This is a genomic window from Peptococcus niger (assembly GCF_900101835.1).
GTDB lineage: Bacteria > Bacillota > Peptococcia > Peptococcales > Peptococcaceae > Peptococcus > Peptococcus niger.
In genome coordinates this window covers 1-20,151 of sequence record NZ_FNAF01000013.1, presented here as the reverse complement: position 1 = coordinate 20,151, position 20,151 = coordinate 1, and the positions used below count along the sequence as shown (strand labels likewise).

The window sequence follows — 20,151 nt, the reverse complement described above, 5'->3', positions numbered from 1 at the left end:
TCATAGAAAAAATGCCGGAGACCGGGGTCGAACCGGTACGAAGTATTACCTTCGCGGGATTTTAAGTCCCGTGCGTCTGCCTATTCCGCCACTCCGGCAAAAAGCTTACTATCGAATTATAGGCGGTGACACTTAAAATGTCAAGCACAAAGGCTGAAATACCATGCTTTTGTAAAATCAGGCAGTCGTAAGGATGACCGTCCGGCCTTTGCCTGCTATAATAGAGGCGAGGAGGCGGTTTGATGGAAGTGCAGGTGGCAGCTTTTGGTAAAATCAATTTATTGCTGGAGGTGCTTGGCCAACGTCCAGACGGTTATCATGCCGTAAATATGATTATGCAGGGCGTACGTTTAAGCGACCGCATTCATGTGGCAGAGGCTCATGCCAATCATATTTTTACAAACAGCCCCTATGTGCCGAATAATGCCTCAAACTTGGCCTTGAAGGCGGCCTTGTTGATGCAGGCCAAGCTGGAGCTGCCGCCGGTGACCATTAAGGTGGAAAAACGTATCCCGGTATCAGCAGGGATGGCGGGCGGTTCAACCGATGCCGCCGCGGTGATATTGGCCTTAAATGCCCTTTTCCGCTTAAACTTACCCCAACAAACACTGATGACCTATGCGGCGGAAATCGGATCTGATGTGCCATTTTGCCTGTCCTGCGGGACCGCTTTGGCCACCGGACGCGGCGAGCTGATTGAGCCGCTGCCCTTATTGCAGCCTTTTCATCTGGTTTTGATTAAAGCAAATTTTGGCGTATCAACGGCTAAGGTCTATCAGGCCTACTCCAGTCCGGAAAAAGCCAAGGCACCGGCTGACCGATTAAGGGAATTCTTAACGGATATAAAAGGTCAAAATGTGTCGGCTATTTTAAATTCTTTGTATAACGACCTTGAAGAAACAACGTTTTCAATGTATCCTAAAGTGCAGAGTGTGAAAGAAAAATTATATAGCTTGGGCGCTGAGCATGTTCTGATGAGCGGCAGCGGGCCGACCGTTTTTGCCGCTTTTACAGAAGAAAAAGCGGCTTGGCGTTTTTATCAAAGGGCAAAATCGCATTTTCCGGTGATTTATTTAACATCAACGGTTAGTGAAAATGATTTGAAACGGCGTATTGTAATCAGCTAAGGGAGGGAGATAATGCAGAAAATTGCTATCGTGCTGGCGGCGGGCAAGGGAACGCGGATGAAGTCTGCCCACGCCAAAGCAGCCCATCAGTTGTGCGGGAAACCGATGATTGCCTGGGTCTGTGATGCGGTGAGAGATGCCGGTTATGAAACCATTTATGTTGTCTGCGGGCACCGTGCAGATGAAATCCAGGAGATTCTAGGCGACTCGGTGACCTATGTCCAACAAGACCAACAGCTTGGCACAGGCCATGCGGTCCAGGTGGCCCTGGCGGCTGTAACAGATGTTGATCAGGCGCAGGTGCTGGTGACCTGTGGAGATACCCCCTTGCTGCGGTCGGAAACGCTAGAGGCCTTAACAGAAACCAGCAATCCTGCAGCGGTAAGGGTTTTATCCACCGTATTGGCAGACCCCTTCGGTTACGGTCGCATCGTCCGGGAAAAGGGTGCGGTCTGTAGGATTGTCGAAGAAAAAGACGCCAATGAGCAGGAAAAAGGAATTCAAGAGATCAATGTCGGGACCTATGTTTTTGACCTGGGATTCTTGCGTCGGGCTATTCAGGCCTTGACAACGGATAATGCCCAAGGGGAGCTTTATCTAACGGATTTGATCGCTTCGGCACATGCAGAAGGTGTCGGCGCCGATGCATTTTTAATGCCTGATGCCAATGAGTCGCTAGGCGTTAACAACCGCAAGCAATTGGCAAGGGCACAAGGCTTGATGCAAATGCGCATCAACGATCACTGGTTGGACCAAGGGGTCAGCATGACCAATCCGGCAGCAATTACCATTGAATCGGATGTCAGCTTGGAGGCGGATGTCACTTTGGAGGCCCCGGTTGCCTTAAAAGGCCATACCAGCGTAGCAAGCGGCACCGTCATCGGCATGAACTGTGAATTAATCGATGCGCAGATTGGCCAAGATTGCCACATCAAGCAGACGGTGATCTGGGATGCGACAGTGGGCAAGGGGGTAAATATTGGGCCTTTTGCTTATTTACGTCCCGGAACGGTTTTAGCCGACCAAGTTAAAATCGGTGATTTTGTTGAGGTGAAAAACAGTCATGTTGGCCAGGGGAGCAAAATCCCTCATTTGAGTTATATGGGTGATGCGGACATCGGTAGTGGTGTTAACATCGGTTGTGGCAGCATTACTTGTAATTATGACGGCAAGAAAAAATACCGTACGACGATTGAAGACCATGCTTTCATCGGCAGCAACACCAATTTGATTGCCCCGGTCACCGTTGGTCAACACGCCTATATTGCGGCAGGTGCCACCATTAGAAAAGATGTCAAAGGTGAGTCCCTGAGCTTTATGGATTATAAATTAAAAACACGCGACGATTGGAACAAGGACAAATAATGGAGGCAGAGACCATGTACGAGTTTCCTTTGGAAAAAGATTTGCGACATCTGAAAGTCTTTAGCGGCAGCTCCTCTAAAGTGCTTGCGCAAGAAGTAGCAGATTGTTTGAGAATTCCATTGGGTAAAAGCAGTAATACGCAATTCAGTGACGGCGAATTAAACGTGAACATTGATGAAAGTGTTCGCGGGTGTGATGTATTCCTCATCCAATCCACTTGTTCACCGGTTAATGACAGCATTATGGAACTGTTGATTATGATTGATGCCTTAAAGCGGGCTTCGGCTAGACGCATTACAGCTGTTATTCCTTATTTCGGCTATGCCCGCCAAGACCGCAAGAGCCGTGGCCGTGAGCCAATCACCGCTAAGTTGATGGCAGACCTTCTAACTGTAGCCGGTGTTGACCGAGTTTTAACCATGGATTTGCACGCACAGCAGATTCAAGGCTTTTTCAATGTACCGGTGGACCACCTGGTTGCTGCGCCCATCATTGCTGAATACTATAAAGAACTTGGATTAAAGGATATTTGTGTGGTCTCTCCGGATATGGGCGGAGTACGTCGTGCACGGACTTTAGCCGAGATGTTGGAAGCGCCTTTAGCGATTATTGATAAACGCCGTCCCATGCCGAACGTCTCTGAAGTGATGAACATCATCGGCGATATTAAGGGTAAAAATATCATTATGATTGACGATATGATTGATACTGCCGGTACGATGACCAATGCGGTGAATGCCTTGCATGAACGTGGTGCAAAAGATATCTACGCTTCCTGCTCCCACCCGGTCCTCTCAGGCCCGGCCATTGACCGGATTAATCAATCGGGTTTGAAAGAAGTGGTTACGACCAACACCATTCCAACCGGACACTTAAAGTGCGATAAGCTGGAAGTTTTATCGGTTGCCCCAATGTTTGCTGAAGCCATCATGCGTATTTTCCAAGATGCGTCTGTGAGCAGGATGTTTCGTTAATGAAAATGATTGTCGGATTGGGGAATCCGGGGAAAAAATATGACGGCACGCGGCACAATGTAGGCTTTATGGCCATTGATGCCTTGGCAGATGCCTGGGGCCTAGTGGTTGATAAGAAAGAAAAAAGCGCTTTGACCGGCCGTGGTGTTCACAATGGCGAAAAGGTGCTTTTGGTCAAACCACAAACTTTTATGAATTTAAGCGGCGATGCGGTGTGGCAGCTGATTGATTACTATGCAGACCAACTGGATGATTTTTTAATCATCTATGACGATATGGATTTACCGGTGGCCCAGGTCCGTTTTAAAAGGCGCGGCTCATCCGGTGGGCATAATGGCATTAAGTCCATTATCCAATGCATCAATTCCAAGGAATTTGACCGCTTAAAAATAGGCATTGGGAAAAAAGACAATGTGATCGGTCACGTCTTGTCGCCCTTTTCCAAGCAGGAGAGGGCAGCAATTGACGACGCGCTGATCACCCTTGTCCAGGCTTGTGATCTATGGCTGGATGTGGGCATTGATCGGGCCATGAATGAATACAATTAAACACAGGGTGGGGGTCCTAGGACGTCCACCTATTTGACGTGGAGGGATGAGATGAGCACCCAATCGGTGACACTGACGAACTTAATCTGTCTGCCCCAGTTGCCGACGTACGGCGAAAAAATCACCTATAGTGGTCTGGAAGATGAGGTGCGGGCCTTGGTTATGGCCGCAGCCATCAACCGCCAAGCCGGGCCGGTGCTTATTTTGTGTGCCTCGGAAAAACGGGCCAAAAGCTTGCGCGACCTACTGGAGCCCTTGACCCAGCGCCCGGTAGAGCTTTTTTTGCCCATGGAGGCCATTGCCTTTGAAGTGTTGGCGCAAAGCCGGGAAGTGGCCAATGCGCGCGTGCGCATTTTATCGCAGGTCAGCCAGAAGGGCTATGATGGCATCATTATTGCGACCCCGGATGCCTTGAAAGCGCGTTTGATGTCCTGCGCTGACTGGATGGCGCACAGCACCGCATTGGCCGTTAATGCAGATATTGACCTGAAAGCCTTAATGGCCTCTCTCGTCGAGAAAGGCTACCGCCATCAGCCGGTGGTGGAACAGAGTGGTGAGTTTTCTTTGCGGGGTGGGATTCTAGACGTTTTTTCACCGCTTTATGAAGAACCGATCCGGATTGAGTTCTTTGATACGGAAATTGATTCAATGCGCTTCTTTGATCCGCGGGATCAGCGCTCTGTTAAATCGGTGGAAGAAGTTGTGCTGACGCCGGCCAGAGAGGTTTTTGTCGATTCCAACTTGGCGGCAAGGTGGACAGAGCGCATCAAAGAGGCGGAAAAAGACCTGGTGCAACAATTTAACGGCAAAACTGAAAAACAGGCTGCACAAAATTTAAGAGCGCGTTTGGCCCCCGTTTACGCGGCCCTCAAATCAGCCAATGCCGATGAAGAGCTGGACTTGTTTCGCGGGTATTTTTTTGACAAAATCACCACGCTTTTGGATTATTATCAGGAGCGGCCCTTCGTTATTTTTGATGAACTGAACCGGATTGAAGACGATATTTTGGCCTCGGATGAAGAACGTCATCTGCAATTTACCGACTTGCTCACCCAGGGCATCGTTTTGCCGGGTCAGTGGGATAGCTATCTTACGGCGGAGGATTTTAAACCCCTGTTTGCCAACCAGGCGGTTTTGGCCTTTCAGGTCTTAAAGAGAGTGCCTAAGATTTGGACAGACATTCATTACAGCCTCTACCGGACAGAATCCTTGCCCCACTACTTTAATCAACTGAACCTACTTGAAAGCGAATTATTGCGGTGGCGTGACCTGGGCATGCGGATTTTAGCGCTTTATGATGACCAAGCCATCAGAGAAAAATTTCGCATTTTTTTGCAAGACCATGATCTTCCTTTTGTGGATACACTGGACCTGGCTGAGCGGCCAGGACTTTATTTGCAGCCGAGTCCCTTGGCTGTGGGCGGTATCTTTTGGGAAGAGCGGTTGGTTGTCTTGCCGCTTCGGCAAGCGCTCACCGGTAGTAAAAAACAGCGCCGCCGGCGGCGGAGCCAAGATGAAGCAGACCGTTACGACAGTGCGGAAGAGTTGAGCGTTGGCGATTATGTGGTGCATGACCAACACGGAATTGGTCAATTTTTAGGCATGAAGCACCAAAAAATCGGTGACGTGGAAAAAGACTACCTCATCGTTAAATACGCCGGCACGGACAAGTTGTATATTCCAGTGTCCCAGTTTGACCTCTTGCAGCGGTACATCGGCCATGAAGGGCAGAAGCCCAAGCTTAACCGCTTGAGTACTGGTGACTGGCAGCGTACGAAAAAACGGGTGACCCAGTCTGTGCAAGATATGGCGGACCGATTGATTCGTCTTTATGCCAAGCGCGAGCAGGAGCCGGGGCATGCCTTTCCGCCGGATAGTGATTTGCAGCGTGATTTTGAAGCGGACTTTCCCTATGTGGAAACGGATGATCAGCTTAAAGCCATTGCAGACGTCAAAGCAGATATGATGCGGACCAGGCCCATGGATCGCCTGATATGCGGAGACGTCGGCTATGGTAAAACGGAAGTGGCGGTGCGTGCAGCCTTTAAAGCCTTTTGCGATGCCAAGCAAGTGGCAGTACTGGTGCCGACCACGGTATTGGCGCAGCAACATTACCAAACCTTTTCCGAACGCTTTACCCCCTATGGGGCAAAAGTGGCCGTGCTTAGCCGCTTCAATACCGCTAAAGAAACGGCTGGAATTTTGGCCGACCTTCGCGATCACAAAATAGATGTGGTTATTGGCACCCACAAATTACTGGGTAAATCGGTTAAGTTTAACGATTTAGGCCTTCTGGTGGTCGATGAGGAGCAGCGCTTTGGCGTTACCCATAAAGAGCGCATTAAGGCCCTGAAGACGGATGTGGATGTGTTGACCTTATCTGCCACACCGATTCCGCGGACCCTGCAATTGTCACTGGTCGGCCTGCGTGATATGAGCGTTATTGAAACGCCGCCGGCAGACCGGTACCCCATACAGACCTATATTGTTGAGTTTAACGATGCCATTTTGACCCAGGCCATCCGCCGGGAATTGGACCGAGGCGGACAAATTTACATCATTCATAACCGCGTCAGCGAACTGAATGAATTGGCCGCGCATATTCAGACCTTGGTGCCTGAAGCCAGGCTGGCCATTGCCCATGGACGGTCGACAGATCGACGGCTTGAAGAAACGATGATGGCCTTTGTCAATCAGGAATACGACATTTTAATTTGCACCACCATTGTAGAAACAGGCTTGGACATTCCTAATGTAAACACCTTAATTGTCCACCATGCAGACCGCTTTGGCCTCAGCCAACTTTACCAATTGCGCGGCCGGGTGGGCCGTTCCAAGCGCATCGCCTACGCCTATCTGACCTACGAACGGAATAAAATGCTGACCGATATCGCTGAAAAGAGGCTTAATACCTTAAAGGAGTACACCGCTTTAGGCTCCGGCTACCGCATTGCCATGAAAGACCTGGAACTGCGTGGTGCCGGAAATATCCTAGGCGCCGAGCAACATGGTCATGTAGCCGATGTTGGATTTGCCCTCTACATGCAGCTTTTGGATGAAGCCATTCGCAAGCAGAGCGGCCAGGTCGTTAAAGAAAAGCATACTGTCGAACTGGACGTACACATGAATGCCTTTTTATCAAAAACGTATATTCCTGACGATGCGGTGCGGTTGGGCATGTATAAGCGACTAGAGCAAGCTGAAAGTGAAGAAGAACTGGCGGCCTTGGCTGATGAATTGCAAGACCGGTTCGGTTTATTTGATGAGCCCCTGGTGAACTTATTGGCTTTGGTTTCCCTGAAACTGCTGGCCATGGAACTGGGCATTCGCTCAATCAAGCAACGTCATAATCAGCTAGAGCTGATGTTTTATCCGGATACACCGATTTCCATGCCTGCGCTGATGGCCTATGTTCAAGCTTATAAAAATATTACCATTGGCAACCAAAGCGGTGAGCTGGCAGTGAAATTGACGCTTTTAAAAGAACGTTTAACGGCAACTTATGTAGATTCAATTAAAGAACGCTTAAAAGGCATGCAAAAGATTGCGGTAGTCGATTAAACCGCTTATAATAAGGGACAGATCTCGACAATTGAAAAGGAGCGAATGAATTTGAAATTGAAAAGAACTCTCGCACTAATGATGGCAGGTATTATGGCCTTTTCCGTATTGGCCGGCTGCGGTTCTGATGGCGTCAATTCCGGCAAGACGGTCATTAAGGTTAATGATGCATCCTTGAAGACCGGCTACTTGGACGGACGTATTGACCAGATGCTGACCATTAACCAAATTAAAGATGGCGACGCCATGGCAGACTACTACAGGGCTCAAATTATTGACGGACTGGTGACCACTGAATTGATTCGCCAAGAAGCAGACCGTCGTAACATTAAAATTACAGACAAAGATATTGAAGCACTGCGGAAGAAATCCATCAAGTCTTACGGTTCTGAAGAAAATTTCAAATCGGCTATGGAAAAATACAAAATCAATGATGACCAATTTGATGAAATGCTCAAGGAACAATTGCGGTATGAAAAACTGACCGATCAATTAAAAAAAGACATTAAAGTTGATCCGGAAAAATATTACAATGAGAACAAAGACCAGTTCAACGTTGGCGAACAGGTTAAGGCTTCTCATATTCTTGTAAAAGATGAAGCCAAGGCGAAAGAGCTGATCAAGAAATTAAATGATGGCGGCGATTTTGCGAAATTGGCTAAAGAAAACAGTGAAGATACCGCCAGCGCGGAAAAAGGTGGCGAACTAGGCTACTTCTCTAAAGACGCCATGGTGGCTGAATTTGCCGATGCTGCATTTGCCATGAACCCTGGCGATATCAGCACGGAACCGGTCAAAACCCAGTACGGCTACCACATCATCAAGGTAGAAGATAAAAAAGAACCGCACCAACAAAGCTATGATGAAGTGAAGGCCGATCTGACCAAGCAACTTCAAGAAAGCGAAGTTAAAACAAAACTGCAAGAACTGGTTGCTAAATTGAAAAAAGACGCTAAAATCGAATACCTGGATGACAATTACAATCCGGATAAGCTCATGAAAAAAGCGCAGAAACAGATGGAAAAACAGCAACAAAAATCCGCTGCCCAAAGCTCTGCGCCTGCTGCCCAAGAAACATCGGCTGCAGCAAAATAAGGCATTAGCTTAAGATCATAGATAAAGAACCGTGCTCAAGGGTTGGCACGGTTCTTTTTTATAGGGTTAGTGGCCTGTTCAAGAAAGGGCTATAGGGATTTTAAAATGCGGAAAAAAGCTTCTTTGGCAACGGCTTCGCGGACGGCATCCCGGCTTTTGCATTGGAGGCTGCCGGCTTGAAAACGCCAGGTTTTTACCCCATCGGCGGTTGCCAGTCCGATGTAGGCGAGGCCAACAGGTTTTTTGGCGCTTCCACCACCGGGTCCGGCAATGCCGGTGGTGGCCACAGCAATGTCTGTTTGAAATTCACGCCTGGCGCCGATGGCCATTTGAGCGGCGGTATCGGCACTGACGGCGCTTTCTGTGGCCAAGGTTTTTGGGGAAACGTGGAGGAAATGCTGCTTTGCTGTTTCTGAATAGGTGCAAATGCCGCCGAGGTAGTATTTTGAGCTGCCGGGTATATCAGTCAGCCATTTTGAAATCAAGCCGCCGGTGCAGCTTTCAGCTGCAGCAATGGTCAATTCACGGTCGGACAAGGCAGCCGCCAAAGCATTTTTTAGATGGCCGACATCTTTACCGTAGTAATTGTCCTGAAAGCGTTCAGCGATGGATAGGGTTAAGGGCGCTAGGAGTTTTTCAGCAGCAGCGGGACTCTCGCCCTGAGCGGTTAACCGCAATTCCACTTCGCCACCTTTTGCATACGGGGCAACCTTGGGGTTTTCAGAAGAGGCCATCAGATCAGATAGGGTGTTGTCAAGCTCCGCTTCTCCAATACCATAAAAATGCAGAGAATGCGTGCAAATGACAGATTGGCGTAAACTGGCCAAGCGCGGCGCTACTGAAGTTTCAAAGGTGGCTTTCATTTCGTGGGGCGGGCCGGGCAAGAGGATGATGGTTTTTGTTCCCTCTTCCAACCAAATGCCGGGAGCCAAGCCGGCGGGATTTTCCAGGACTTCACCGCCCTGAGGAACAAGGGCTTGCTTACGGTTGTTGGCGGTCATGGGCTTTTGCCGGTTGCGAAAAAAATCTTCAACGTGGTCCATAGCCGATGGGGACAGGTGTAAGGGTCTATTCAGCTCTGCAGCGACACATTCTTTGGTAATGTCATCATAGGTCGGCCCTAGGCCACCAGTGATAAATATCCATTGAGACCGGGCCTGGGCTTGTTTTATCGTGGAACGTAGATATGCTGTATGGTCACCGACGATGGTGTGGTGGGTGACGGCTAACCCGTACTTTTGCAGGGCGCGCGCCAACCAAGCGGAATTGGTGTTGATAACCGCACCGTTGGCCAGTTCGCTGCCAACGGCAATAATTTCAGCTAACATAAGTAGATCACCTCGTATGTCACTATACGCTTTTAAAGATTCAATAACAAGGTGTTGCATAAAATTAAGCTAGGATGTATAATTATCCAAGCGAGGAGCGTGAATACATGACCTTTCTTATTGTGGGCTTAGGCTTGATCGGAGGCTCATTGGCCAAGGCCATCAGTGGACGAACGGACCACTTGGTCGTTGGGCTGGATACTAATGCTGCTGTTGTGGCCCAGGCTGTTGACGAAGGCGCTATTGCCAGGCGTGCAACGGAACGGGATCTTCAAACGGCAGATGTGGTAATTGTTGCCCTCCATCCCCAAGCAACCATTGATTATTTAAAAGACAATTGGAGAAAGTTTTCACCGGAGACGATGATTTTTGATACCTGTGGCGTCAAAGGAGCGATTTATGAGGCGCTGGCTGTCGAGCTGGCCGGAGAGGGACCAATTTTTATCGGTGGGCATCCGATGGCTGGACGTGAACGTTACGGGTATGACCACGCCTTGGTGGATTTGTTTGACGGCGCATCGCTCATACTGACGCCGAGACCATTTAGGGAACAGCCTGTATTGGCGGAGATCGACCGCTTTGCAAAAGCCATCGGCTTTGCCCGGACAGTTATCACGACGCCGGAAGCCCACGACCGTATTATCGCCTATACCTCTCAGCTGGCGCATGTGGTCAGTTCCGCCTACATGATGAGTCCGACAGCAGACCTGCAGGCCGGTTTTTCTGCCGGCAGCTTTCGAGATTTGACGCGCGTGGCCCGGCTGGATGCCAACTTGTGGCGGGACTTATTTTTATTCAATGCTCCTGATCTGGTGCATGAAATTGATGAGCTTATTGCCCACTTGCTTGATTTGCGCCGTGCCATTGATGCAGGGGATGGCGTTCTCTTGAAAAGCCTCCTAGCGGAAGGGTCGCGTCGCAAAGAAAGCAATGATGCGGACATGGCTGCTTGGAGGGAAGAGGATGAATGACCGGATTGAAAGCTTTTCAACGCCTGCTGCTTTGATCAAGGGCATCCATGATTTTTTAGCGCAGGAAAGAGCAGGCTTGACCCACGTCAATTACCGCCTTGTCAACACCGACGGCAGCGAAACGGACTGGTTTTTCAATGCCCATTTATCATTTGAAGACCAGCAGTTCTGCCTAATAAACGCTGAAACCGGCGCCCTCTATCGGCAATGCAGGCCGGAAGAGCTGGCAGAGATTAAAATCCGCCCCTATTATCGGGCGCGCTGCATCGGTTTTAAAAATATTGTTTTTAAATTGTTGCCGTCACCTGCAAAGGAGAAAAACGATGATCAATCTTAAAGGACGGGATTTTTTAGCGCTGGCCGATTTCTCAGGTGCGGAAATTGAGCACTTGGTGGCAACCGGTTTGCAGCTGAAAAAAGAATTGAAAGCGGGGATTCCCCACCCGCATCTGGCAGGAAAAACCTTGGCCATGATTTTTGAAAAAGCATCGACCCGGACGCGCATGGCCTTTGAAGTGGGCATGTATCAACTCGGTGGGCATGCCCTTTTTTTAAGCAGCCGAGACCTGCAAATTGGACGCGGGGAAAGCATTGCCGATACGGCTCGCGTGATGAGTCGCTTTGTCGATGGCATACTAATTCGCACCTTTGCCCAAGCGGAAGTAGAGCAATTAGCTGATTGTGCAGATGTGCCGGTCATCAACGGGTTGACAGATGAGTGCCACCCGACACAAGTGATTGCCGACCTGATGACAATCAAAGAGCATAAGGGCCAGCTGGCAAATATTAAAATCGCCTATGTCGGTGACGGTAATAATATGTTACACTCACTATATATCGGCGGTGCCAAAGTCGGTATGACGGTTGTCGGTGCCTGTCCTAAAGGCTATGAACCGGATGCATCAGTTCTGGCAGCAGCTCAGGCCATCGGCGGTGACCGTATCAGCTTGGTTGCAGACCCCTATGAAGCGGTGACTGATGCGGATGTGATTTATACCGATACCTGGGCCAGCATGGGACAGGAAGATGAAAAGGCTGAGCGACAAGCGGCTTTCAGCGCTTACCAAGTGGACCAAGCCTTGATGGCGGCTGCCAAGCCGGAGGCCATTTTTATGCACTGCCTGCCGGCTTACCGGGGCTTGGAGGTCACGGAAGAGGTGCTGGAAGGCGCAGCGTCTGTAGTTTTTGATGAAGCGGAAAACAGACTGCACGCCCATAAAGCGATTATGGCATCGGTTATGAAATAGGAGGAAAAAATATGGAAAACAAAGTAACAAAAGTGGTTATGGCTTATTCCGGGGGCTTGGATACCTCTATTATCATTCCCTGGTTAAAAGAAAATTATAATTGTGAAGTGATTGCCTGCTGTGCCGATGTGGGCCAAGGCGATGAAGTCAAGCAGGTGCACGATAAGGCCATCGCCAGCGGTGCATCAAAAGTATATATTATGGATTTGAAAGACGAGTTTGTGGCAGACTATGTCTTTCCGGTGATTCGTGCCGGCGCCATTTATGAGCACAAGTATCTGCTCGGCACCTCCTGTGCGCGTCCCTTGATTGGTAAGGCCCTGGTGGAAGTGGCTAAAAAAGAAGGCGCAGATTATATTTGTCACGGTTGCACCGGTAAAGGGAATGACCAAGTGCGCTTTGAATTGGCCATTAAGGCGCTCTCTCCGAGTACAAAAATCATTGCACCCTGGCGTATTTGGGACATTAAGAGCCGGGAAGATGCAGTCGATTATGCCGATGCACACGGCATTGAAGTGCCTGTGACGAAGAAACGGCCCTACAGTATGGACCGGAATGTCCTGCACTTATCTCACGAAGGCGCCGACCTGGAAGATCCGGCCAATGAACCGATGGCCGATTTATGCTTGATTTGCACCCGGCCGGAAGATGCACCTGATGAAGCCGAATACGTTACCATTGATTTTGACAAGGGAACGCCGGTGGCCATCAACGGTGAAAAATTGGCACCGCTGGCCTTATTGGAAAAGGCCAATGAATTGGCGGCAAAACACGGTGTGGGCATCCAAGATTTGGTCGAAAACCGCCTGGTAGGGATGAAATCCAGAGGTGTCTATGAAACCCCGGGTGGCACCTTACTGCACGAAGCACACTTGGCCCTGGAATCATTGACCCTGGACCGGCAGACCATCTTTTTCAAGAACACTGTTTCCAACCAATATGCCCAACTGGTTTATGACGGCCTTTGGTTTACCCCCCTTAAAGAAGCCCTGGACGCTTTTGTGGACGCTAGCCAAAAAACGGTGTGCGGCCAGGTTCGGATGAAACTCTATAAGGGCAGCTGCCATTCTGCCGGCATGACATCACCTTATTCCTTGTACAATGAAGAATTTGCAACCTTCGGTGAAGATGAAGTTTACAACCAAGCGGATGCAGAAGGCTTCATCAACTTATTCGGCTTGCCGGTGAAAGTGAACGCTCTCATGAAAGAAAAAGCAGGCTTAAACACGGAGGAAAAATGAGTAAATTGTGGGGCGGTCGCTTTTCAAAAGACAGCGACCACTTGATGGAAGATTTTCATTCATCCATTGGCTTTGATCAAAAGCTCTATCGTGAAGATATTCGCGGCAGCATTGCCCATGCACAGATGCTAGGGGCTGTAGGCGTGTTGACCGCTGAAGAGGCGGAGACACTGGTCCAAGGTTTACAGGCCGTTCAAGCGGATATTGAAGCAGGAAAGGTGCAGTTTACCACGGAAGATGAAGACATCCATATGAATGTCGAACGGCTGCTGACGGCCAAGGTTGGCGATGTAGGCAAAAAACTGCACACCGGCCGCAGCCGCAACGATCAAGTGGCCGTGGATTTGCGGATGTATGTGCGGGAGCAAGTGGCAGAAACCCGCCAGCTCCTGTTGGCACTTATTGAGGTCCTGCAGGAATTGGCGGTCCGCCATGTTGAAACCATTATGCCCGGCTATACCCATTTGCAGCGGGCCCAGCCGGTCACCTTTGCCCATCACCTTTTGGCCTACATCCAAATGTTTCGCCGTGATGTGGTGCGCTTAAACGATTGGCAAAAAAATAACAACATTATGCCCTTGGGCAGCGGTGCTTTAGCCGGTACAACTTATCCGCTGGATCGCGAACAGACCGCGGCTGCCCTGGCCTTTGATGCGCCTTGCGCCAATTCTATGGACGGGGTCAGCGATCGGGATTTTGTTTTGGATTACCTCTATGCTGCGGCGACCAGCATGATGCATTTATCCCGTTTAAGTGAAGAAATTGTGCTGTGGGCCAGCCAAGAATTTGCCTTTATTGAATTAGATGATGCCTATAGCACCGGGTCGTCAATTATGCCGCAAAAGAAAAATCCGGATGTGGCTGAATTGATTCGTGGCAAGGCCGGCCGGGTGACCGGTCATCTGATGGCCATGTTGATGACAATGAAAGGCTTGCCCCTGGCTTACAACAAAGACATGCAGGAGGATAAGGAGGGCCTGTTTGACGCCATCGACACCTGGCAAAAATGCCTGATGATGGCGGCGCCCATGCTGAAAACACTGAATGTCCGCGCCGATCGCATGCGCAGCGCCAGCGAAGGTGGCTTTACCAATGCCACAGACTTGGCAGATTATCTGGTGACCAAGGGCGTTGCCTTTCGAGATGCCCACCGGGTGGTCGGCGAACTGGTCACCTATGCCTTAAATACCAACAAGGCTTTGGGGGACTTGTCCCTAGCTGAGCTACAGAAAGCTTCTCCGGTGATTGAAGCAGATATTTATGAGGCCATCGCCGTAGACACCTGCGTTAAAAGACGGCATACCAAGGGGGCACCTGGTTTTCCGCAAGTGGAGGAAGCCCTTGAAGACACAAAGGCCTGGTTAGCCCAAGAAAAATAATCAAAATAAATTCCACGCTCGGGGGAGGCGCAAACTTGCGCTGACTCCGGGCGTATTTTTTTGGTCTGGGTATAGACCGGCCCCTGGGTTAATTTCGCGTAATTTTTTTGACCACTGACCTCTACACCTATCTTTTTAGGAGAGAATCATTTATCATAGGAAAGAGGTGACACATGAATAAAGAATTTGTTTTAAAAATCTTTCAGACGAAAGCGACCCGTCCGCTGTCGTTTGACGGGATCGTAAAGCTTTTTCCGGACTTAACCAAGGCTGAGAAGAAGGCTTTACAAAAAAATATTGACAGCTTAATCGCTGAGGGGGCCCTGGTTAAAACAAGGACGAATTGCTATGGATTGCCGGAGCAGTTGAATTTAGTGGTAGGGCGGATTAAAAAAAATAAAAAAGGCTTTGGATTTTTAATCCAGGATAATCCCGATAAAGATGACCTTTTTATACCGGCCCATGCCATGAACGGCGTTTTAGACCAAGATATGGTCATTGTTCGCTTAGGCGCGCCGGCAAAAACCAACCCGAAAACTGGCGAGCAAATGCGGGCGACCGGGGAAGTTATTCGTATTTTAGAACGGTTTAGAACGTCCTTTATCGGCAATTTTGAATCGCGCAAGCATTTTGGCTTTGTGCTCACCGATGATGCCGGCGATATTTTTGTGCGTAAAGAAGACTTTAATGGCGCTAAGAAAAATGATGTGGTTCTGGTGGAAATTACAAAATGGTCTGACGGGTCCCGCAACCATGAAGGCATCATCAAGCAGGTGCTGGGCAAACAGGGGGCACCGGGTATTGATATTTTGTCCATTATCTATGACCACCATTTGCGCGTTGAATTTCCCAATAAAGTTGCTAAAGCAGCACGTCAGCTTCCGCAAAAGGTGACGGCGGATGCTTTTAACAACCGTCATGATTTGCGCCATATCCCCTTTATTACAGTAGATGGTGCTGATTCTAAAGACTTGGATGACGCTGTTCAATTGGAAGTTTTGGACAACGATCATTATTTCTTGCGGGTTGCTATTGCCGATGTCGGCGCTTATGTTACGGAAGACTCTGTGTTTGATAAAGAGGCCTTCAAGCGTGGCACCAGCGTTTACTTGCTGGATCGCGTTCTGCCCATGCTGCCGCCGGAGTTGTCCAACGGCATCTGCAGCTTGAATCCGGGCGAAGATCGTTTGGCCCTGGTATGTGCTATGGAAATTGATGGACAGGGCCGGGTGGTTGCCCATGAAATCATGGAAGGTGTTATCCACACAAAGGCGCGCATGACCTATGATGACGTCAATGCCATCTTAGCCGGTGACAGTCACATATCCCGCCTTTACCGGGATATCGTACCCATGCTAGAAGATTTACAGGACCTACAGCGGGTCTTGCTGAAAAAACGACTGGCACGCGGCGCGATTCAGTTTGATCTTCCTGAAAGCGGTGTACGCTTGGACGCTGACGGGAAACCAATTGATATTTATTGGAAAACGCGTGGCGTGGCAGAGCGCATCATTGAAGAATGCATGATTGTGACCAATGAAACGGTTGCTGAGCGCTTTTTCTGGTTAAAAACCCCTTTTATTTACCGGGTGCATGAGGCGCCGGAAAAAGAGCGTCTTGAAGATGTTCGGACCTTTTTGCAAACATATGGCTACACCCTACATATTCAAGACGATAAAATCAAGCCCGGCGATTATCAGGACGTATTGGATGAAGTGAGTGCAGAGGAAGCCTATCCAATCAATATGGTTATGCTGCGCTCGATGACACACGCCTATTATTCGCCGAAACCCTTGGGGCATTTTGGACTGGCGTCCAAGTACTACACCCACTTCACCTCGCCCATTCGCCGCTACAGCGATTTGGCCATCCATCGGCTGATCAAAGAGCACATTCGTCACCAGTATAAAATTAGCAAAAAACGCTTGGTTACTCAGGAAGCTCTGGTGGCACGGTATGCAGACCAGGCCAGCATTACCGAGCGTATGGCGGAAGAAGCGGAGCGCGATGTGGTCGCCTTGAAAAAAGTGGAATACATGGTCCCTCATGTAGGGGACATTTTTCCGGCAAGGGTGGTCAGCGTGACCGGATTTGGTCTGTTTGTTCAACTGGACAATTCGGTGGAAGGTCTGGTGCATATTTCAACGATGGTGGATGATTTTTATCATTTTAATCCGGACCAACTTTTGCTGGTTGGGGAGCATAGCGGCCGGTCTTATCGACTAGGCGAAAGCGTCACGGTGCGCTTGCTCAAAGCCAATGTTGACCTGGTCCAGCTTGATTTTGAATTGGTTTCTGAACAGGAGGCGGAAAATGAAGGTCATCACAGATAACCGAAAAGCACGCCATGATTATTATATTGAAGACAGTGTGGAAGCTGGCATCGTGCTGAAAGGGACTGAAGTGAAGTCCATTCGGGCCGGTCATGTGACCCTAAAAGATGCTTATGCCTCCATCAGCAATGGTGAAATCTTTATTGAGGGCATGCACATCAGCCCCTACGAGCACGGCAATATTTTCAATGTTGATCCTTTGCGCAAGCGAAAATTATTGCTCCACAAGCGGCAGATTTTGCGTTTGGCACAAAAAACTCAGGAAAAAGGCTTGACCTTGGTGCCGTTAAAGTTGTATTTTGATCATGATAAAGTGAAGGTAGACCTGGCCCTTGCAAAGGGTAAAAAATTATACGATAAACGCGCCGTTGCTGCCGAAAAGTCGGCGCGGCGGGATATTGACCGGGCATTGAAATCGCGCCAACGGTCATAAATCCGGGAAGGAGACCATTATGGGACAAAAATTAACCACAAAAGATATTCGTCAAGTTTATTTTGCAGAAGTGAAAAAAAGCCTATTCCGCCGGGTGGCACGGACCCTTTTTATCACCATCCTCGGCGTGGTGTCCATCTTTTTGGCCGATGCGGCAACCAATTCGGACTTGGACAACAGCAACCCAAACTTCAGGCATTAAAGAATTTTACGCATAAAAAAGAGCTTAGCCCATGACGACTGCAGGTCTGGCCGACCGGTTTTTCGGCTTAAGAAGTGCAGCTAGCCTTGGCTAAGCTCTTTTTTTATTTTTAGCGACGATGAACTTTCGGTTCAGGCAGTGACACGTCGCCTGCTTCTAAAGTCATCTTCTTAATGACGGCAGGGCGGCTTGGGACTTCCACAATGTGATCGACGGCTTCAATGCCTTCCGTCACCTTACCGAAAGCGGCATAATCTCCGTCTAAATGGGGGGCCTTGGCGTGCATGATGAAAAATTGAGACCCGGCGCTGTTCGGATCCATGGCGCGTGCCATAGAGATCACCCCGCGCTCATGTTTTAAATTGTTTTCAAACCCGTTGGAAGTAAATTCACCGGCAATGGTGTAGCCCGGGCCGCCGGTGCCGGTACCGTTGGGGCAACCGCCTTGCACCATAAAACCGGGGATGTTTCGGTGGAAAGTCAGCCCATCATAATACCCTTTTTTCACCAAGTCGGCAAAATTGGCCACTGTATTCGGTGCAATGTCCGGATACAGTTCGACCTTTATTATATCGCCGTTGTCCATTTCAATTGTCACAATTGGATTTGTCATTAATTTGTCTCCTTTGGTCATATATTTTGCGGTAAAATACATATAGTCGCGTACTTGTTTAAATACCTTTTATGTGGCTGCTTTAAACGATGATGAGGAGGCTATGAACGAATGCTGAAAAAATTCATGGCAGGGATGCTGGTGGGGGTCTTTGCCTGTATGGGGATTTTACAGACGCCGGCACAGGCGGCGATTACATTATTGATTAACGATTCAACTTATTTTTCCGAGCCCAGGCCTGAACTGGTGTCTTCACGTGTTTATGTCCCCTTGCGCACCATTTCTGAGGGACTCGGGTATGATGTTCGCTGGGATGGGGATAACCGAGTGGTGACCATTAATCGACAGGGAACCGCCTCTGATGGGTTGATCAATCCGGGTCGGGACATTGCTATTTACATTAATGGGACTCTGCTGGAGACGGATGCCAGCATGGGGAAGGCCTATATTAAAGCGCCCGGATACACGATGGTGCCCTTGCGAGCTATTTCTGAAGGCCTTGGCGCAGAAGTGGGTTGGCACGACGGATTGGTAACGGTACGCGACCACAACCGGCAGCTCATTGAAAAAGAGTCCAGGCCGGATAGCACCTGGGCACCGCCCAAAGAGTCCCTGCCGGCAGCAAGTGACTTTATTGCAGAAGAGCCCGCTCAGCCGCAGAGCACGCCTGCCTTGCCGGGAAATAGGGCGGATAATATGACCATTTTAGGTGATGCGCAATTAAGTTTAGAGCAAGTCAACCGTTATTTAGCGGCCAAGGAAGTGCAGATTAAGACGCAGGCCGCACGTAATGGCAAAACATTTACGCCCTTTCCGCGCAATATTGGTGCCTTATATTTGTCCATTGCGCCACGCTACGGTATTCGCGGTGATGTAGCCTTGGCACAAGCCATTCAGGAAACAGGTTATTTTCAGTATGGCAATGAAGTCTTGCCTATGCAAAACAATTATTGTGGCCTAGGGGCCATCGGTCGTGTAACGACAGAAGAAGACTTACAGAAACAAGTTTTTTCCGCTATAGATGGCTCGAAAGCGCATTTAACTGTCGGCATGCACGGTTGGTGCTATGAGACGCCGGCCATTGGTGTTGAGGCCCATTTACAGCATTTGTACTCTTACGCCAGTGCCCAGCCCTTGCCGATGGGTTGTGAACTCTACGATGGTCGTTTCAACCACGGCAACCGCGGTAAAGCAGCTGTTTGGTCAGACTTGAACGGCCGTTGGGCAGTGCCCGGTAATGGCTACGGGCAAATCATTGTTGAAAAAATTTGGCAGGAGATGTCTTCCTACTAAACTAAGCCCTGCATTTAAAGCGAATGGATCGCTTGCTTCTTAATGAAGTGAGCGATCTTTTTTGTTCGCTTTAGCATGAATAAACCACCAGCTATGCTGGTGGTAGGAATCAAAAGCTTTAGCTTCAAGTAAAAAAAGAACCTCCTATGATAAAATTATTGTGTTATCGGCAATAAAATATCAAGGAGGTATCCATATGGATAAGAGAAGCTTAGCACATACAAGTTGGAATTGTAAGTATCATATCGTGTTTGCGCCAAAATATAAGCGACAGGTTATCTATGGGAGATTGAAAAAAGCATAGGAAAAGCGTTAAGAGACCTATGCAAGAGAAGCAGGTCAAATAAAGTATGAAAATAGGCGCTTTAGCGCCAACTGGGGGATTTGTTGCAAGAGAAAGAAATTCAGAGCACGTGAGTGCTGCCAGTAACAGCCCCTTAT

Annotated in this window: 17 protein-coding genes, 1 tRNA gene and 1 pseudogene; 16 read left to right on the top strand and 3 right to left on the bottom strand. The window is 49.1% G+C overall.

The features are described 5' to 3' along the window. Window positions 1-12 precede the first annotated feature (12 nt). Window positions 13-98 (bottom strand) — tRNA-Leu (locus BLQ16_RS08310). A gap of 144 nt (window positions 99-242) precedes the next feature. Between BLQ16_RS08310 and ispE the strand changes: the two genes are divergently transcribed. Genes ispE through BLQ16_RS08280 form a run of 6 tightly spaced genes read left to right on the top strand, consistent with a single transcriptional unit; the run spans window position 243 to window position 8,670 of the window. Then, window positions 243-1,127: a 4-(cytidine 5'-diphospho)-2-C-methyl-D-erythritol kinase gene (gene ispE, locus BLQ16_RS08305; RefSeq protein ID WP_091792275.1), complete on the top strand. Its 885-nt coding sequence runs from the start codon at window positions 243-245 to the stop codon at window positions 1,125-1,127. Between the two features lie 12 nt (window positions 1,128-1,139). After that, window positions 1,140-2,492: a bifunctional UDP-N-acetylglucosamine diphosphorylase/glucosamine-1-phosphate N-acetyltransferase GlmU gene (glmU, locus tag BLQ16_RS08300; protein WP_091792274.1), complete on the top strand. Its 1,353-nt coding sequence runs from the start codon at window positions 1,140-1,142 to the stop codon at window positions 2,490-2,492. A gap of 29 nt (window positions 2,493-2,521) precedes the next feature. Next, on the top strand, window positions 2,522-3,466 hold the full coding sequence (locus tag BLQ16_RS08295) for a ribose-phosphate diphosphokinase (protein ID WP_341443796.1): 945 nt from the start codon (window positions 2,522-2,524) through the stop codon (window positions 3,464-3,466). Continuing rightward, window positions 3,466-4,014: an aminoacyl-tRNA hydrolase gene (gene pth / locus BLQ16_RS08290; RefSeq protein WP_091792272.1), complete on the top strand. Its 549-nt coding sequence runs from the start codon at window positions 3,466-3,468 to the stop codon at window positions 4,012-4,014. Before BLQ16_RS08295 ends, pth begins: the two co-directional genes overlap by 1 nt. A 51-nt stretch (window positions 4,015-4,065) precedes the next feature. Beyond that, on the top strand, window positions 4,066-7,575 hold the full coding sequence (mfd, locus tag BLQ16_RS08285) for a transcription-repair coupling factor (protein ID WP_091792271.1): 3,510 nt from the start codon (window positions 4,066-4,068) through the stop codon (window positions 7,573-7,575). A 45-nt stretch (window positions 7,576-7,620) separates the two neighbouring features. Beyond that, window positions 7,621-8,670, top strand: a complete 1,050-nt coding sequence (locus BLQ16_RS08280; protein ID WP_091792270.1) for a peptidylprolyl isomerase — start codon at window positions 7,621-7,623, stop codon at window positions 8,668-8,670. Between the two features lie 89 nt (window positions 8,671-8,759). Here BLQ16_RS08280 and BLQ16_RS08275 read toward each other — a convergent pair whose 3' ends face one another. Further along, window positions 8,760-9,998: a competence/damage-inducible protein A gene (locus tag BLQ16_RS08275; protein WP_159428056.1), complete on the bottom strand. Its 1,239-nt coding sequence runs from the start codon at window positions 9,996-9,998 to the stop codon at window positions 8,760-8,762. A gap of 107 nt (window positions 9,999-10,105) precedes the next feature. Between BLQ16_RS08275 and BLQ16_RS08270 the strand changes: the two genes are divergently transcribed. From BLQ16_RS08270 to BLQ16_RS08235, 8 genes are all read left to right on the top strand, one after another. Continuing rightward, window positions 10,106-10,969, top strand: a complete 864-nt coding sequence (locus BLQ16_RS08270; protein WP_091792268.1) for a prephenate dehydrogenase — start codon at window positions 10,106-10,108, stop codon at window positions 10,967-10,969. Beyond that, window positions 10,962-11,306, top strand: a complete 345-nt coding sequence (locus BLQ16_RS08265; RefSeq protein ID WP_091792267.1) for a hypothetical protein — start codon at window positions 10,962-10,964, stop codon at window positions 11,304-11,306. Before BLQ16_RS08270 ends, BLQ16_RS08265 begins: the two co-directional genes overlap by 8 nt. Next, window positions 11,293-12,216, top strand: coding sequence for an ornithine carbamoyltransferase (gene argF / locus BLQ16_RS08260; RefSeq protein WP_091792266.1), 924 nt, complete (start codon window positions 11,293-11,295; stop codon window positions 12,214-12,216). Before BLQ16_RS08265 ends, argF begins: the two co-directional genes overlap by 14 nt. Before the next feature lie 11 nt (window positions 12,217-12,227). Continuing rightward, entirely contained in the window at window positions 12,228-13,457 is a 1,230-nt protein-coding gene (locus tag BLQ16_RS08255) for an argininosuccinate synthase (protein ID WP_091792265.1), read from the top strand. Next, window positions 13,454-14,836 carry an argininosuccinate lyase gene (argH, locus tag BLQ16_RS08250; protein ID WP_091792264.1) on the top strand — a complete coding sequence of 461 codons (1,383 nt, stop codon included), beginning with the start codon at window positions 13,454-13,456 and terminating at the stop codon, window positions 14,834-14,836. The genes BLQ16_RS08255 and argH overlap by 4 nt, the downstream gene beginning before the upstream one ends. 173 nt (window positions 14,837-15,009) lie before the next feature. After that, the gene (gene rnr / locus BLQ16_RS08245) at window positions 15,010-17,169 is read left to right on the top strand and encodes a ribonuclease R (protein WP_091792263.1); all 2,160 of its coding nucleotides are present in this window, start codon (window positions 15,010-15,012) and stop codon (window positions 17,167-17,169) included. Further along, window positions 17,150-17,602 (top strand): SsrA-binding protein SmpB, encoded by a 453-nt coding sequence (smpB, locus tag BLQ16_RS08240; protein WP_091792262.1) that lies wholly within the window; start codon window positions 17,150-17,152, stop codon window positions 17,600-17,602. The genes rnr and smpB overlap by 20 nt, the downstream gene beginning before the upstream one ends. 19 nt (window positions 17,603-17,621) lie before the next feature. After that, window positions 17,622-17,804, top strand: a complete 183-nt coding sequence (locus tag BLQ16_RS08235; protein WP_091792261.1) for a hypothetical protein — start codon at window positions 17,622-17,624, stop codon at window positions 17,802-17,804. A 109-nt stretch (window positions 17,805-17,913) separates the two neighbouring features. On the opposite strand, the gene BLQ16_RS08230 is transcribed toward BLQ16_RS08235, so the two are convergent. Continuing rightward, the gene (locus tag BLQ16_RS08230) at window positions 17,914-18,417 is read right to left on the bottom strand and encodes a peptidylprolyl isomerase (protein ID WP_091792260.1); all 504 of its coding nucleotides are present in this window, start codon (window positions 18,415-18,417) and stop codon (window positions 17,914-17,916) included. Window positions 18,418-18,528: 111 nt separating this feature from the next. Here BLQ16_RS08230 and BLQ16_RS08225 point away from each other — a divergent pair, with 111 nt between their 5' ends. Both BLQ16_RS08225 and BLQ16_RS08220 read left to right on the top strand, forming a co-directional pair. Beyond that, entirely contained in the window at window positions 18,529-19,710 is a 1,182-nt protein-coding gene (locus tag BLQ16_RS08225) for a stalk domain-containing protein (RefSeq protein WP_091792259.1), read from the top strand. 196 nt (window positions 19,711-19,906) lie between these two features. Beyond that, window positions 19,907-20,043: pseudogene (locus BLQ16_RS08220) on the top strand (transposase); the annotation flags it as partial. Window positions 20,044-20,151 lie beyond the last annotated feature (108 nt).